Genomic DNA, 14,799 nt, shown 5'->3' with positions numbered 1-14,799 from the left:
ATTCCTTTCAGGTTAAGGACGCAAGGGGAATAGCGTCTGGTTTCCGGTAGCGGCTGGGACTCATCCCCATCTCGCGATGGAAAGCCCGGCTGAACGTATAGATGGAGTCGTAGCCGCACCGCTCGGCAATCTCCTTAAGCCGCAATTCGGTGGCCAGCATCATGGTCCGGGCCCGATGCAGGCGAAGCCTGCGGATGTAGGCACCCAGTCCGAGACCGGCGGCGGCCTGGAACCGGGCGCGGAGGTGACTTTCGGAAAGCCCGACCGCTCTGGCCACATCCGCGATCTGGATCGCTTCACCGACATGAAGATGGACCTGGCGCGCCACCTCTTGAATCAGGCCCCGGGTGTTTTTCGAGGGAGCCGGTTTTGCAGGGCTTCCGGGTGCTGATGTGCCATGGAATTCCCCCAAAATAAGGGCCGCGAGGAGTGTGATCTCCGGATTGGCCATCCGTTTCTCGCCAAGGTCCGTATAGGTCCCCGCCAACTGCTTGAGGCAGGTCACTTGCAGGGGCGTAAGCTCCAGGACCCGGCCCCGCAGGGCGCTTAACGCCTCCACCTCATCCAATTCAAAACTCAGGAACAGCCAGAGCAATGGCCCGCCTGTGAAACGGGCGTAATGGTGGAACTGGAGCGGGGTGACTAATAAGGCAGAGCCGGGAGTGAGGCGCGCCACATGATCATCCACAATCACGGAGCCATCCCCCTGGAGGCAGAGGATCAGCAGGAACCGGTGATGCGCCGAGCCTTGTCCCTGCGAAAAGGCCTTCTGCCGGGTGAACAGCAACAAGTTTTTCGGCAGGATCAAAGGGGTGTCTGGAAGCCCCTGAAAATAATCCCTGGGATGCTGGGTGATCCGCTTTGCCGCTTTGCAACAGGCGTTCCAATCATCGGTTTTGTTAAACATATCGTCATTATTGCTATTTTCAAGGGCAGTCTCAATCAATATATTAACTTAATCGATGATTTAAGCAGCACAAGCAAACAACGGTTTAACGAAAAGGATGCAGGCTATGAAGAAATTAGGAATCGGAGTGATCGGATGTGGCGGGCGGTTACGAGATGTTTTCGGGCACTTGACCCGGGCTACAGATCAGGTCGAAATCGTGGCGCTGTGTGATCCCAATCCCCACTCCATCGAGGCCACGAAGGCCGCTTATAATCCCACCGCCCGTGTGCATGAGGATTATCAGGCCCTGGTGCGTGACCCGGCGGTGGAATGGGTGATGATCGGTTCCTGGAATTGTTTTCATGCCCGTCACACGATCGCGGCCTTTGAAGCTGGAAAAAATGTCTTCTGCGAAAAACCGCTCGCGCTGTCGGTTGACGATTGCCTCGCGATCCGCGATGCCTGGCGGAAATCCGGCAAACTGTTTACCATCGGGTTTACCCTGCGCTATTCCCCTCACTACCGGCGGATCAAGGAAATCCTGTCCTCCGGTAAAATCGGGTCCATCCTTAGCATGGAATTCAATGAAACACTCGAATTCAACCACGGAGGCTACATCCATGCCGACTGGCGTCGTAAGACCGAATGGGCTGGCAGCCATCTGCTGGAAAAGTGCTGTCACGATATCGATCTGGTCAACTGGATGACGGACTCGCTGGCGGTCAAGGCCGCCTCCTTTGGTGGCTGTGATTTCTTTACCCCGGCCAATGCCCACCATTCCGAACGGCTGGGAAAGTCGCCTGACGGAAAGCAGGCCTTCACCACGTGGAGTAACAACAAGATTAACGGGAATATCATGAATCCCTTTAATGCCGACAAGGATATTCTCGACAATCAGGTGGCGATTCTCCAGTTCGCGAGCGGGACTCGCGCCTCATTCCACACGAATTGCATCACCGGGATTCCCGAACGCCGCATGTATATTTGCGGAACGGAAGGCACCCTCCGCGCTGACGTCATGACGGGTCAGTTGGAAGTGAAGCGGATCGGGTTCAACACCCAGCTTGAGGATTGCCGGTCGACCTCTTCAGGGGGGCATGGCGGGGGTGACAGTATCCTGGGGACCAGTTTGGCTGACACCATGTTGAAGGGAACTCCCCCGCTCACCTCCCTTGAGGACGGTCTGCGCGCGGCCTTCACCGCCTTCGGAATGGATGAGGCTCAACGCACGGGGACGGTTGTGGACCTCTCCCCGTTCTGGCAGAGGGCCGGCATTGATCCCATCGGTAAGAGCTAACGGATTGACGATGCGGTGCACGTTAGTGGCGTTTACAATGGAAGTTCGTGAACCCGTTGCCAGCCTCGTTCCAGATGGCGTATTTGGATCCAACGCTCAAGTTCCTCTATATTCAGCAGGGAGCGGGAAACTCGCAAAATGCTTCGTATGTCGCGAAGATGTTTTTCTGAGCCACCTTCCTGGAAATACTCTAGTTTTCGCGCGATGACGTACTCGGGTGGTGCCAGAATCATGGGCATCCCCTCAAGCATGAATTTTTTACTCCGGGCCAAACCCCAGGCCGACCATGGATCTTGACCCAAAGGATAGATGTCTGCCTTAAATCCCGTCCCTTGGTGAATGATGTTGAAATGCCCTCCGCATTCACGCGCGAGTTCGAGTCGGATAATGTCAATGGGCGGACAATAGAAGTCCGGGGCAGGAAAACTCAGAACCAGCCTACCCGCTTGGATCCTGTCCAACTCAACGACAATGTCGATATCATGGGTCAGTCGTGGTTCTCCATAAGCGATGCTGGCTACGGATCCGGTGACCATGTATCGGGCTTCCAATTGGTTCAGCCGGTTCACAAAAATTAATACAGGATCAACTTCGGGCATGTAGGAAACTTTCCCGTAGTGCCATTTTTATTTCGTCTTCTGACCAGTCGGGATGAAATTGGCGAAATGCCGCCTCCTTGATCCGGCGCGCGGAACGACACAATTTAAGGAAAGCCAGTAGGCGTTGTTCAGGCGTCATTTTCGTCAAGATGTCGTATTGGTCGTTATTGGTGTCCATGGCCAGCTTTTCTGTAGTTCATTATGAAAGGTCACTTATTGATGTTCAAGCCGAAAGTACATGCCTTTTTTCTGTTTGCACAACCCTCATAATATCGGGTGTTTCGAATATGACAGGATTTGGTCGGTATGCTACAACGCAAGCAAGAGCGTTTACCGGGTCTGCTGGCGGTAGAGGCGGGCGTAGAAGCCGTTCCCCTTCACCAGGTCGTCGTGGGTGCCGGTCTCGGCCACCACGCCGCCATCGAGGACGCAGATCCGCTGGCAACGCATGGCCATGGAGACACGCTGGGAGACGATCACCGCGGTGCGGCCGTCCAGGATTTTCACGAGCGTGGCCTGGATCCGGCGCTCCGTCTCGGCGTCCAGCGCCGACATGCAGTCGTCGAGCAGCAGGACGTCGGGTTGGCTCAGCAGGGCCCGCGCCAGCGTGATGCGTTGCCGCTGACCGCCGGAAAGCGTCATGCCTTTCTCGCCGATCAGGGTCTCGTATTTGACGGGAAGTTCCATGATGGAGTCGTGAATTTCGGCCGCTTGGGCGGCGGCGATGATCTGGCGCGGGCTGGCATCAGGATTCCCGTAGCAGATGTTGTCCCGGATCGAGCCGCCGAAGATTTGGGGCTCCTGGGGAACGAGGACCACCCGCCGGTGCAGGGCGTCGGCACGAATCCGGTTCAGCGGAACGTGATCATACAAGATCTCCCCCGTCAGGGGCTCATAGAGGCGGCTGAGCAGGTGGAGTAGGGTGCTCTTGCCGCAGCCACTCGCGCCCATGACGCACATCCAGGACCCGGTGGGAATATGCATGGTAATATCCTCCAGCACGGGTTCGCTCTGCTGCTCGTGGCGGAAATGCGCATTCAGCAGGGTGACGCCACGCTTGAGGGGGACCGGGAACTCCATGGCGTCGGGGGCATCGACGATGGCTTCCTTTTCGTCCAGCACCTGCACCAGCCGCTGCAGTACGACCAGCAGCTTGGCCACGGTGACGTTCAGCTGGCTCAGGGTAATCACCGGACCAAACAGCACCGCCGTCACCCCGTAGGCGTACATCAGGGTGCCGAGGGTCATCTCGCCAGCCAGCACCCGCGTGGTGCCATAAAGGAAAAGGGCGCAGGTCCCGATGGTCGAAATAATGGTGCACAGGGCGCCCAGTCCGGCGGAGGCTTTTTGCTGCAGCATGGTGTCCCGCAGAAAGCAGGCGGAGAGCCGGTGGAAGTTCAGGTCTTCATGTTTTTCACGGCCGTAGGACTGGATGGCCCGCATACTGTCAAGCTTCTGGGAGGCCAGGGAATACATCCAGGAGTTGGTGTGCCGGAGTTCAGCGGTGACCTCATTCAGCACGCGGCGCGACCGGCGGTAGGCAAGCAGGTAGGCGGGCAGGGTCAGCAACACAATCACGCCAAAACGCCAGTCGAGTACAAAGAGGATCGTCAGGCCCGTGGTGATGAGCGTGAACGCGCTGAGGAACGTCAGGAAGGTCATGTACAATTGATCCTGCACCTCGCCGACATCCGACATGATGCGCGCCATCAACCGGCCCGGGGCATGGGATTTATGGTAAGCCAGGGACAATCTCATGACCTTCTGGTGAAGATCCTCGCGGAGCCGGGCGGTGAGTTTCTGGGAGATGTTGATCCGGCCACGGGTCTCGATGCGGGACCCGACATTGGAGATGATCAGGGTCGCCAGGTAAATGCCGAAAAGCGTCCCGAGCATCCCCATGGCCCCGGCAGACCGGACGGTCATTTCCGGACCCCGGTCGCGGGTCTGGACCCCGGTGGGGCCGGTTTTTTCAGGCATCCGATCCGTCTGGTGCGGGGCGAGGTCGGGGGCTGTGGCGGACGCGTTGGGTGTCTCCGAGGTGGTGGTTACGACCAGAATCGAATCGACCACTACCCGGCCGTACCAGGCCATCAGGAACGGGGTCCAGGCGTTCACCACCCACCAGATGGAGATCGCCAGCAACATCCGCCGGTGGGGCCAGACGTATTCACGCAGAAAGCGGAAATAGAGGTCCATGTGCCCGGCGTTCGGCTCATACTCCCGGCGCGGGGGGCGAAAACGGATATTACGGTGGTGTGGCTTCATGCGGTCTGGCTTTCGTCGAGGGTGCCGCGCCCCATGAATTTGGCATAGATGGCCGCATAGTGTCCGCCGGGGATTTTCATGAGGTCATCATGGCTACCCTGCTCCAGCACCTGCCCCTGACGCATCAGGATGATCACGTCCGCGGTGCGGATCGTGCTGAGCCGGTGTGCCACGATGAAGGCCGTCCGGTCTTTCAGCAGACGTTCCATGGCGAGTTGAATGGCCTGCTCGGATTCACTATCCAGGGCGCTGGTGGCTTCATCCATGATGAGGATGGCCGGATTGGCCGCGACGGCGCGGGCAATGGTGATGCGCTGCTTCTGGCCGGTGGACAGTTGGGTGCCCTCGGTGCCGATCAGGGTGTTGTAGCCGTTCGGCAGGGTCATGATGAAGTCGTGAATCTCGGCAGTCTGTGCGGCGGTCTCGATTTCCGCCTGGGTGGCGCCCGGCCGGGCGTAGCGGATGTTGTCGGCAATACTGGCGGTAAAGAGCTGCGGCTCCTGGAGCACGATGCCGAACTGGCGGCGGAGTTGTGAGAGCCGCACCTTGCGGATATCATGGCCATCAAGCCGCAGGGTCCCGCCGGTGACATCAAAGAAGCGCAGGAGCAGGGAGAGGAGGGTGCTCTTGCCGCACCCCGTTGGCCCGATGAGCGCCACCGTCTGGCCGGGCGCCACATGGAGACTGAAGTCGCGGATGATCGGCTTGCCGGGGTTGTAGTGGAAGTCAACGTGGTCGAAATCCACCCGGCCGCTCAGGCGGGGCAGGATCTGCGCATCGGGCAGATCCTGGATCTCGGGAGTTTCCGTGAACAGCTCGGTCAGCCGGTCGGCGGCCACACCCACATCCTGGATCTGTTTGGCCAGCAGCGAGAACCGCACGGCCGGCCAGAGCAGCTGCATGGCGTAGGTGGTGAACGCGAGCACATCGCCATAGGTCATCAACTCCATGAGCACCATCGCGCAGCCGGAAAAATAAATGGTGGCGCGGCCGGCCTCGGCCAGCAGCGAGGTGTTCGTCGAGAAGGTGTTATTGGCGACCTGCATCGTGCGGACCTGCTTCAGGCTGGAATCCGACTGGGCCCGGAACACGCGCTGTTCGCGTGCCTCCGCTCCATAGCTTTTGACGACCATCGTGGTCATCAGCCGGTCCTGCAGCCCGGCAGACAGCCGGTCCATGGACCGCTGGTAATTCCGGTTGGTCTGCCGGATGAACCCGATGTTGAGGCGGACGTTGATCACGAAGATCACCATCAGGAGCAGGATGACGAGGGCCAGCCGCCAGTTGATGAGAAAGGTGGCGGTGATGGCGAAGGCGGAGCAGACCAGATCGGAGACGATGCTGATGGTTTGTGCGGTGAGCAGGTTCTGGACCGCCCCGGTATCACCCATGAGGCGGTTGACGAGCATGCCGACGCCAGTCTTGCCGAAGAACCGCATGGAGAGCCGCAACAAATGCCGGTAGAGTGTCTGCCGCATGTCGAAGACAAACTTCTGCCCTACGTAGGTGATGCCCAGGGTTTGCAGATAGGAACAGCCGGCGCTCAACAGGGGTAGCAGGATCATGGCCAGTCCCAGCATAAAGAGGGGGGCCCGGTCCCCGGGGGTGATCACCCGGTCGACGATGGCCCGCATGACCAGGGGCGGGAGCATCGCCAGGATTGATAACAAGGCCGTCAGTCCCAGCAGTCCCCACAGCCGCCTCTTGTAGGGCGACAGCATCGGGATGAACACTTTCAGTCTATCGGCGAGCATGAGGCCCCTCGTTGACTACAGGTCCACAATGAATTGCCACACGTTGACCTGGCCGCAGTAGATGCGCGCCTCGGCCGAGGTGCCGGGCGGAACGGTCCGGCCACGGGCCTCGAAGTCACCATAGGCCACCCGGTAGGTTTTCTGTCCCTCGGTCTGGATGACATTCCGCAGGGCTTCGATCTTGCCCGTAAACCCGACCGGCTGAAGGCCGCCATAGGGGGTCAGATAGGCCTTGTAGGGCTGGCCGACGGCGACCCGGGCGGCGTAGCGCTCGGGGATCCGCAGTTTCATCACCTGCCGGTCGCCACCGAAAATTTCATACATGATATTCTCGGGCCGCATCAGTTCCCCGATCACAAACTCATAGCGCAACACCTGGCCGGCCACGGGGGCACGGATGGTTTTCAAGGTCAGTCGTGACGCGGCCCGGGCGAGAGCATCACGGCGGGCTTTGATTTCCTGGCGCCGGGCGGCCAACTCCTGATCGTTGACCGTCTGATCTTTTTTCAACAGCGACTCCAGTTCGGCCTCGGAGAGCTTGCCTGCCAGCATCATGTCCTCCATGGCGCTCCCGGCCAGGAGTCCCTTCTCGAGCAATTCCTGGGCGCGGGTCAATTTCGCGCTGGTGTTCTGGACGCGCAGGCGGGCAATGGCGATCAGTTCCTCATGGCGTCGTTTTTCCTCAACGATTTCCGCCTGCCGCCGGGCCAGTTCGGATTCCGTCTGGAGCACCCGGCTTTGCGCTTCTTCCACGACCGCCTGCTCTTCCGTCATGTCCAGAGTGGCCAGCACCTGGCCCTGCGTCACGATGGTCCCGGTCTGGACCAGGATGTCCGCCACGGTGCCGACGGTGGCCGGGCGCACTTCCGCATAATGTTCGGTGGTGATATACCCATTGGCGAGAAAGCTGCGTTCAAGGTGGATGAACAGGCCGGCGAGCGCCACGATCAGGATGATCGCAAGGGTGAAAGACAGGCGGCGGAACCGGCGGCGTTGGCGTTGCGGCGCGGACGTCAGTGCGGGTTCCCCGGTGGTGGTGCGGTATTCTCCCATAATATTCAGGCTTTCTCCGGTGCGACGGGGCCCGGCGGCTGTCCCGGAAACCCGTCAGATTCATCGGTGTAACGTTTAATGCAGAAGTTGCAATCCGCGCAGGGCCGCTCGTAGCAGTTGCGGTGGACACGGGCCGGATACATCCGGCGAAAGGCTTCGTAACAATCGTCGCAACAGAAGCAATGCCGCTCCTGGAATGAGCCCAGTGCCACATGAACCAGATGGAAGCCGTCCTGTTCCGGGCGGCAGGGCGTGTCGCACCAGGCGCAGGGTTGTTCGGCCCGTTCCAGAATCTGGTCCCCACAGGCCGGGCAGCGGCCCACCTTGACAAACTTCGTATACTCCGGCAGATCTTCGGCCGAAATCAGGAGCTCTTCCTTGCCCTGGGCATCGCGGTGGATATGGGAGGTGGCGCGATCGGAGGCGGGCTTCGCCTCCCGGATCTCGGGCAGGATCTGTTTTTCCATGGCGACTTCAAGTTCCTCGGGGGAGTCGTCACCCAGCCCGAACAACTCTTTGAGTTTACTGATGTCCATCAGGGGCGCCTCCCGGCTGATAGCCGCACGCGTACATGAAATCCGAATGGCCCTTCAGCAGGCCGGCGACAATGGCGTTACGGGAGCGGTAGGCCTTGGTCAGGTCATTCTGGGCATCCAGCACATTGCGGCTGCGCCCTTCGCCGAGCCGGAAGCGCTCGGCCTCGGCCTCAAGGGTCCGGCGGGCCTGCTCCACGGCGATGGTGATCTCCTTGAACCGCTCCCCGGCGCCGGTCACATCACGGTGCGCGGCCGCCAGATCGGCGGTCAGCCGGTTCTGCAGTTCACGGCGGACTTCAGCGAGTTGGGCTTCACGCGCACGTGACTCGCGGAGTCGGGCGCGGGCGCCCGTCTGGCTCCAAGGGCGTGTCCAGACCAGTAACGCCGCGGCGGATGAGGTATCGCCGCCAATAAGGGTCCCCGTGTCGGCGGTCTGTGAAGAGGTATCCTCTGTCGCCCAGACGCCGCGCAGGGAGAGTCCCAGGTCAGGGCGCAGCTTGTCGTCAAGCGCCCGGCTTTCAGCGGCTGCAGCTGCAGAGAGGGCGTCGACTTCGCGCAGGGCGCCGCGGGCGGCACACGATGCGGTGCAGGCCGGCAGCTCCGGGACGGCCAGGCTGGTGGCGCGGGTGATCAGCGTGGCGGGATTGGTTGTCAGCAGGGAAGGCGGCGCAATCCCCAGAACCTGTTCCAACCTGATGCGGGCGGTATCAATCGCCTGGCTGGCGGCGCAGATTTCCTCGCGGCGTAGCGCGAGTTCGAGTCGTGCGGGAGCCAACTGGTATTCAGGGACGACTTTCAGCCGGACCAGCTCCTCCGCTTCCTTCAGCAGTTGTTGGGCGCGGTCGGTGGCGGATCCTGAGGTGGCGGCATTGGCCATTTCCATGAGGTACGCAATGTAGGCCAGTTCCACGGCATGCCGGACGGCTTGACGTGTTTCCAGCTGGCGGGCCTCGGCGGCGGTTTGCAGTTCTTTCTGGCGGGCTTGACTCAGGCGCCACTGGCTGAAGCCCCGGTCCTGGAGCAGCGGGATGCGGATCTGGCCGCCGACGAGGGTGCGATAGCCTGAGTCGATTCCCTTTGCCGGGTCGATCAGGTACTGCTCCGAGACGCCGACTCCGGCATAGATGCCCGGGCGAATCGGGACTTCAACGGCAGCGGCGCCACCATACGCATCGGCCGTCGGCAACCACACGGGAGCGGCGATAAGGGGGGCGGAGGCGTTACCGTCTAACCGTCCGGCCGTTGCGGTCGTGCGGGGATCGAGAAATTCGCCGGTGGCGTCATGGGCCGCTTCGGCCTGCCGTGTGCCTTCGCGGGCAGCCTGCAGGGCCGGGCTGTTACTGTAGGCCAGACAGATGAGTTCATCGAGTTCGTCAGCACGGCCGTTCCACGTTGCCAGAAGGGTCAGGCAGAGGGAAATCCCTAATATTTCAAATCTCATTCAGGCCAACCCTCAAATTCAATGCCGATGCATTGAGACCCATGAATCCTTATGAATGGACACATGCCCCCGTGGGCTAGCCTGTAAAAGCGCTTTCATGGACGGATATGGTGCGGGAACAGGGCGGGGAAATCAAGCGCGATCACGCGCCGCTTTACCGGGATAGTTCTACTTGAACCTTGAATATTGTCAGGCATTCTGCATAAATATCCTTGATTTAATATATCAAGGATTAAGACATGAACATGATAACAAAAGTAACAGGGAAAAATCAGGTTACGATCCCGGTCTCGGTTGCGGAACAACTGGCTATCCATCGTGGATCGCGGCTGGATTGGCGCGTTCTTGATGACGGGCAGAGTGTTGAGGTACGGGTTTTACCAACGCGGGGCGAACTGGCGCGTAAGCTGTGGGGGCGCGGGAGCAAGCAGGCGCGCCCTGGATCAGATGCGGTCGCCGTGCTTATTGCGCAGCGGGTCCGTGATGACGAAGAGCGGCGGCGGGCATTGGGGAATTCATGAGTGCTTATCTATTAGATACGTCCGCCGTGGTGGCGCATTACCAGAAAGAAGTAGGTCATGCCCGGGTACAGGCCTTGTTCGATGACGAAGATGCGGTGTTGTGGCTTGCTGCGCCTTCCCTGTTGGAAATGGAGGCCTGTCTTCGTGATATCGGCCTGGACGCCGCCATCCGGCGTAAGACGGTGGATGCTTACGCCAATGAACTCATGCATATTGTGGCGGTGGATGAACGTGTGGTCCGGCGCGCCATCGAGATCCGCGATGCGGCGGTGGGCCGTTTGCCAGCCATGGACGCCTTGATTTCCGCGTGCGCGGCCGTTTGTGGCGCCGTACTGGTTCACAGGGACTCGCATTTCGACACCATCCCGCAACAGGTTTTGCCGAGTCTGCGGCTTTCCTCGAAGGACGACGAAGCTGCGACCGCTACGGCCGCATGGAATGTTGTGAAGGAAGCAAGGGTGACCTACAAGACGAGGCGAAAAGGCCGGCGCACGATTAAATCCGGCTCAGCCAAGAGGTCGCCGCAGGTTTAGGGTTGGCGCATGGGCTTAATAGAATATATTGAAGGGCGAAGGCTGATTAAGTAGCCTCAACTCATGAAGAAAATTTTACTGGCATTTGACTCGTTCAAGGGGAGTCTCCCAGCCCAGGAGGCCTGCCGGATTGTGGCCTCGACGCTGGCGGAAGTCCGGCCCGGATGGCAGGTGATCTCCAAACCCATGGCTGATGGCGGGGAGGGGACTTCAGAGACGGTTCTGGCGGCGGTTTCGGGCGAGTGGTGCCCCTGTCGCGTCATGGGACCGTTGCCGGAGCAGACGGTTGACGCGGGGTTTGTCTGGTTCCCGGAAAGCCGGACCGCGCTGGTGGAAATGGCCACAGCGAGTGGAATTACCCTGGTGCCGGACCACCAGTTGAATCCGATGCTGACCACCACCTTTGGCACGGGGCAGCTGGTGATGAAGGCTTTGGAAAAGGGGCCTGACCGGATTTTGTTGGCCCTCGGCGGCAGCGCCACCGTGGATGGCGGGGTGGGTGCCGCCATGGCCATGGGGTGGCGTTTTCTGGATGCCGCGGGCCAGCTGGTCATACTGGGGGGGGGCGGTGTCGAGGCGATTGCCCGGATGATCCCTCCTGTGTCCCCGTTGACCCTGCCGGCCGTTGAGGTGTTGTGTGATGTCACGAATCCGTTATGCGGGGAGCGGGGTGCGGCGGCAGTTTACGGACCTCAGAAGGGGGCCACGCCGGAAATGGTGCGGCGCCTGGATGCCGCCTTGTGCCGCTTGGCGGGGTTCATGAAAGCACAGGCCGGCCGTGATGTGGCGGCGGTGCCCGGCGCAGGCGCCGCGGGCGGATTGGCGGCCGGGGCGATGGCCTTTTTGGGCGGCCGCCTCGTGTCCGGCGTTGAGGCGGTGATCGAGGTGTGCGGCGTGGAAAAAGCGATGCAGGGCGCCGACTGGGTGATTACGGGCGAGGGCCGCCTTGATCACCAGTCATTCCAGGGGAAAGTGGTTTCCGGGATCGTGGCGGCTGCCAGACGGAACCACGCCAAGGTGGCGGTGATTGCCGGGCAGGTGACCTTGGCTGAGGAGGAGTGGCGCCGCCATGGGGTAAGTCAGGCCTTTGGCCTGGTCCCGCTTGGGCCAGTAACCCCCGAGATGATCGGGGAGGCCCGGCCGCGCCTGGTTGATCAGGTGCGGCTACTGGCCAATGCGATCGGCTCCTGACCCGCTCAGCGGGTCAGGATGGTGTAGAGCGCATCCTTGGGAAGCGTGAGGACGCCCCCCACCATGGCGAGGTCGCCGCGTTTCACTCCGTTACCATCCAGGACCACCGCCGTGAGCCCCACCGGGTTGGCAAAGGTGACGGTGGCCGACACGTCTTTAACGTTGATCGGGGCCTGGCCGACATCAAGAATACGGCCGTTGGCTGCCTGCCAGCCGTAGAGTTTCTGCTCCGTGAACGCCTGGACGAGGATTTTCCGCGAAGTGGCCAGGGGTAATCCATCCAGTGAGATCACGTGAACGGTGCCGTAGTCATTGCGACAGGAGAGGGTCACGTCCTTGAGTTTTACAGGACCCGCCTTGGCGAGAAACCCGCTGACCGCCTGACTCCTCGGGCTGTTGACGGTGACCAGTCCATTGCCCCAATCCCAGCGCAACTCGCCGGTGGCGCTGGTCACCACCTTGTTTGCGTGGTCGATAAATTTCGACAGGTCGGCGGACTCGGGCGTGCCCGCGCCGCCGATGACACGCTCGACCCGGCCGACGCAGTAGCTGTAGGGGTCGAAGGCGTCATCACGCCCGGCTTCGCCGGCCTTGGGGGCCTCATTCAGCCGGAAGTCGGTGTTGGGGCCTTCGACAAACCCCGAGCCCTTGAAGGCAAACAGGTCGTCGATGCTTACGACCTGACGCAGTACGGTGGGGCCGGGCTTCAGGTCGCCGCGGCGGTACTGCAGGGCCGTGGCCGGGAACTGGCCCAGCCAGCCGGGTCGCATCATGGGCCACTTGCTGGTGCCGTCGGTATCCCAGGTGCCGCTGTGAGTGGCAAAGCTGAAGATGCCGTCCACGCCCTGCAGGGCGGAGTAGGAGGACAGCAGGAGCGGCCCATCGGCGATCAGCCGGTTGGGCGCATCCCACATGACCTCGGTGTTGATGTGCGGTTTGCCCGCCAGTTGCAGGTAGCCGGTGAGGGCCGTGGTGGGATCCAGGACCGCCGCTTTGTCGGTGAAGGTGTGGCCGGTTCGCAACATATGCCCGGACGCCTCGCCCTGGTGTTTGCCGCCAAAGTAACCATGCCGGTCAATACAGTCGGTGGCCGTATAAGTCCAGCGCTCGATCATCCCCAGCTGCCGGTTGTCGGCCGTGGTCCAGTTGCTGGCCGAGATCACCCCCTTGAAACCGCACTCCTTACGCAGGAACTCCGCCAGTTCGGCATAGGTCTGGTGTTGCAGCTCGGCCAGGAAACGGATCTGGTCGGTGGCCCGTGCCTGTTTGCCGGGACTCGATTTGCTGAAGCCTTCGGCGGTCATGTCCCAGGCCTTATAGAGGCCAAGGCGGCCTTCCCCATCGGAGGGATGGATCTCGCCTTTCCAGGCAGTCTTGGCGGCATCGAGGGAGCCGTAGCGTTTGGTCGCCCAGGTGCCGAAGCGTTGGCACATCTGGCGATAGGGGCCGGGGCCAAAGCCTTCCGGCTGGAAGGTCCAGAAGAAGAAGGAGTCCTCGTTCTGGATCTCGAAGAAGGCGACGGCGGGGTCCTCGGCCAGAGTCTTGCCGGTGTAGGGATTTTTGGTCGTCAGCACGCCCTTGGCCCAGGCTTTCCAGTGGGACTGGAAGATGGGTTCGAAGAGAAGTAACCCCGTTGGATTTTTACCGATGGCGCCATCAACGATGCCGTCCGAAGCCTTGAGCTGGAGCCAGAGGGGGAAGTAAATTGAAAGGTGGACGTAGATCCCTTGATCAGCAAAGGCCTGGATCTGGCGGAAGCACTGGTCCATGTGTACCGGGTTGAGTGCTTTGGGATCGTTCCCGGTGCGATCGAACCAGCCGCCGTGGAGACGCGCCAGGTTGACACCATTCTTGGCCAGGCGTGCGGCCAGGTAGTCGGCCCCATCGGGATCTTTAGCCGGTCCGGCGTTGGCGGCCCAGAAACGGATCGGGGTTCCGGCCCCATCGACAAAGTCGTCACCTTTCGCCCGGACGAAGCCCTTCTCGCCGGCCCGCCGCTCATTCAGTCCGCGCAGATCGAGGAGGGCGTCTTTGGAAAACTCGTCGATCGGGGGCTCAAAGGCGAACCAGCCCGGCTCGGCCGTGTCGAGCGTCATGCCGGGTTTGACCTTGCCGTTGGGGGTGAAGGGCTTGGCGGCCAGCACGAAGCAGTCGAGGCCCCCGTGGTGATTGGCCTTGCCGTCGAAGCGGAACGAGACGTTTTGCTTGCCCGCCTTCAGGGGAATCACGCCGGCTTTCATCCAGGCGATGAAGCGCAGATCGGGCTTGGAGTCGGTGGCGATGTTGACCTGATCAGTGGCCTTCGTGCAGTCGATGGCCGTCCAGTCACCATTGCCAATGCGGTATTCGATCTGGGCCTGGACGGGGTTGGCGCGCGCCCACAGGGTCCAATCGCCGTCTTTTGGAACCTCGACGCTGTAGTCGGCGATGGCGCCGGCGGGGCCGTCGAAGGTGGAAATCCAGCCGTTTCCGGAGAGCTGGTCCTTCTTGACCATATTCGAATACCAGTTATGCGGTTTAAGGTCCGAGTGCAGTGCGGCTTCGCCTTCGACCCAGACGAAGGCGCTGGCGTCGAAGGTGCCGCCGCCTTTGGCCGCCGGGCCGGGCTTGCTTTTGCCTGAAGGGAAGAAGGGTTTGGTGGTCAGCAGGAAGCAGTCGAGGCCGCCTGTCCCGTCCGGCTGTAGATTGACACTTTTCAATAAAGGAGAAAAGTGCGA

The 14,799-nt window shown here is 61.0% G+C and carries 12 protein-coding genes; 4 read left to right on the top strand and 8 right to left on the bottom strand.

Annotated elements, in window-relative coordinates; all coding sequences use genetic code 11:
• Positions 1–7: 7 nt before the first annotated feature.
• Positions 8–907 (bottom strand): AraC family transcriptional regulator, encoded by a 900-nt coding sequence (locus tag WCS52_11965; protein MEI6167902.1) that lies wholly within the window; start codon positions 905–907, stop codon positions 8–10.
• 106 nt (positions 908–1,013) lie between these two features.
• On the opposite strand from WCS52_11965, the gene WCS52_11960 reads away from it, so the two are divergent.
• Complete coding sequence (locus tag WCS52_11960; protein ID MEI6167901.1) at positions 1,014–2,186, top strand: Gfo/Idh/MocA family oxidoreductase; 1,173 nt, start codon at positions 1,014–1,016, stop codon at positions 2,184–2,186.
• 32 nt (positions 2,187–2,218) lie between these two features.
• On the opposite strand, the gene WCS52_11955 is transcribed toward WCS52_11960, so the two are convergent.
• From WCS52_11955 to WCS52_11930, 6 genes are all read right to left on the bottom strand, one after another.
• Positions 2,219–2,785, bottom strand: a complete 567-nt coding sequence (locus WCS52_11955) for a hypothetical protein (GenBank protein MEI6167900.1) — start codon at positions 2,783–2,785, stop codon at positions 2,219–2,221.
• A 330-nt stretch (positions 2,786–3,115) separates the two neighbouring features.
• Positions 3,116–5,053 (bottom strand): ABC transporter ATP-binding protein, encoded by a 1,938-nt coding sequence (locus tag WCS52_11950; protein ID MEI6167899.1) that lies wholly within the window; start codon positions 5,051–5,053, stop codon positions 3,116–3,118.
• Complete coding sequence (locus tag WCS52_11945; protein ID MEI6167898.1) at positions 5,050–6,807, bottom strand: ABC transporter ATP-binding protein; 1,758 nt, start codon at positions 6,805–6,807, stop codon at positions 5,050–5,052. Before WCS52_11945 ends, WCS52_11950 begins: the two co-directional genes overlap by 4 nt.
• A 15-nt stretch (positions 6,808–6,822) precedes the next feature.
• Positions 6,823–7,860 (bottom strand): HlyD family efflux transporter periplasmic adaptor subunit, encoded by a 1,038-nt coding sequence (locus WCS52_11940; GenBank protein MEI6167897.1) that lies wholly within the window; start codon positions 7,858–7,860, stop codon positions 6,823–6,825.
• 5 nt (positions 7,861–7,865) lie between these two features.
• Positions 7,866–8,396, bottom strand: coding sequence for a hypothetical protein (locus tag WCS52_11935; GenBank protein ID MEI6167896.1), 531 nt, complete (start codon positions 8,394–8,396; stop codon positions 7,866–7,868).
• A complete protein-coding gene (locus WCS52_11930) occupies positions 8,383–9,837 on the bottom strand; it encodes a TolC family protein (protein ID MEI6167895.1) in 1,455 nt (484 codons plus the stop codon). Before WCS52_11930 ends, WCS52_11935 begins: the two co-directional genes overlap by 14 nt.
• A gap of 239 nt (positions 9,838–10,076) precedes the next feature.
• On the opposite strand from WCS52_11930, the gene WCS52_11925 reads away from it, so the two are divergent.
• From WCS52_11925 to WCS52_11915, 3 genes are all read left to right on the top strand, one after another.
• Positions 10,077–10,358, top strand: a complete 282-nt coding sequence (locus tag WCS52_11925; protein ID MEI6167894.1) for an AbrB/MazE/SpoVT family DNA-binding domain-containing protein — start codon at positions 10,077–10,079, stop codon at positions 10,356–10,358.
• Entirely contained in the window at positions 10,355–10,891 is a 537-nt protein-coding gene (locus tag WCS52_11920; GenBank protein ID MEI6167893.1) for a PIN domain-containing protein, read from the top strand. Before WCS52_11925 ends, WCS52_11920 begins: the two co-directional genes overlap by 4 nt.
• A gap of 63 nt (positions 10,892–10,954) precedes the next feature.
• Complete coding sequence (locus tag WCS52_11915) at positions 10,955–12,082, top strand: glycerate kinase (protein MEI6167892.1); 1,128 nt, start codon at positions 10,955–10,957, stop codon at positions 12,080–12,082.
• Between the two features lie 5 nt (positions 12,083–12,087).
• Here the strand turns inward: WCS52_11915 and WCS52_11910 are convergent.
• The coding region (locus tag WCS52_11910; protein MEI6167891.1) for a hypothetical protein at positions 12,088–14,799 on the bottom strand (2,712 nt) is incomplete at its 5' end.

Source organism: bacterium (assembly GCA_037128595.1).
In the GTDB taxonomy this organism is placed as follows: Bacteria; Verrucomicrobiota; Kiritimatiellia; order CAIKKV01; family CAITUY01; genus JAABPW01.
Note: the sequence above shows the minus strand (reverse complement) of the source record. Positions and strands in the feature narration are given on the sequence as shown.

Bases quoted from the DNA above. Each gene is read 5' to 3' on its own strand.
- WCS52_11930 (MEI6167895.1), bottom strand. From the start codon at position 9,837: ATGAGATTTGAAATATTAGGGATTTCCCTCTGCCTGACCCTTCTGGCA.
- WCS52_11945 (MEI6167898.1), bottom strand. From the start codon at position 6,807: ATGCTCGCCGATAGACTGAAAGTGTTCATCCCGATGCTGTCGCCCTAC.
- WCS52_11940 (MEI6167897.1), bottom strand. From the start codon at position 7,860: ATGGGAGAATACCGCACCACCACCGGGGAACCCGCACTGACGTCCGCG.
- WCS52_11935 (MEI6167896.1), bottom strand. From the start codon at position 8,396: ATGGACATCAGTAAACTCAAAGAGTTGTTCGGGCTGGGTGACGACTCC.
- WCS52_11925 (MEI6167894.1), top strand. From the start codon at position 10,077: ATGAACATGATAACAAAAGTAACAGGGAAAAATCAGGTTACGATCCCG.
- WCS52_11955 (MEI6167900.1), bottom strand. From the start codon at position 2,785: ATGCCCGAAGTTGATCCTGTATTAATTTTTGTGAACCGGCTGAACCAA.
- WCS52_11965 (MEI6167902.1), bottom strand. From the start codon at position 907: ATGTTTAACAAAACCGATGATTGGAACGCCTGTTGCAAAGCGGCAAAG.
- WCS52_11915 (MEI6167892.1), top strand. From the start codon at position 10,955: ATGAAGAAAATTTTACTGGCATTTGACTCGTTCAAGGGGAGTCTCCCA.
- WCS52_11950 (MEI6167899.1), bottom strand. From the start codon at position 5,053: ATGAAGCCACACCACCGTAATATCCGTTTTCGCCCCCCGCGCCGGGAG.
- WCS52_11920 (MEI6167893.1), top strand. From the start codon at position 10,355: ATGAGTGCTTATCTATTAGATACGTCCGCCGTGGTGGCGCATTACCAG.
- WCS52_11960 (MEI6167901.1), top strand. From the start codon at position 1,014: ATGAAGAAATTAGGAATCGGAGTGATCGGATGTGGCGGGCGGTTACGA.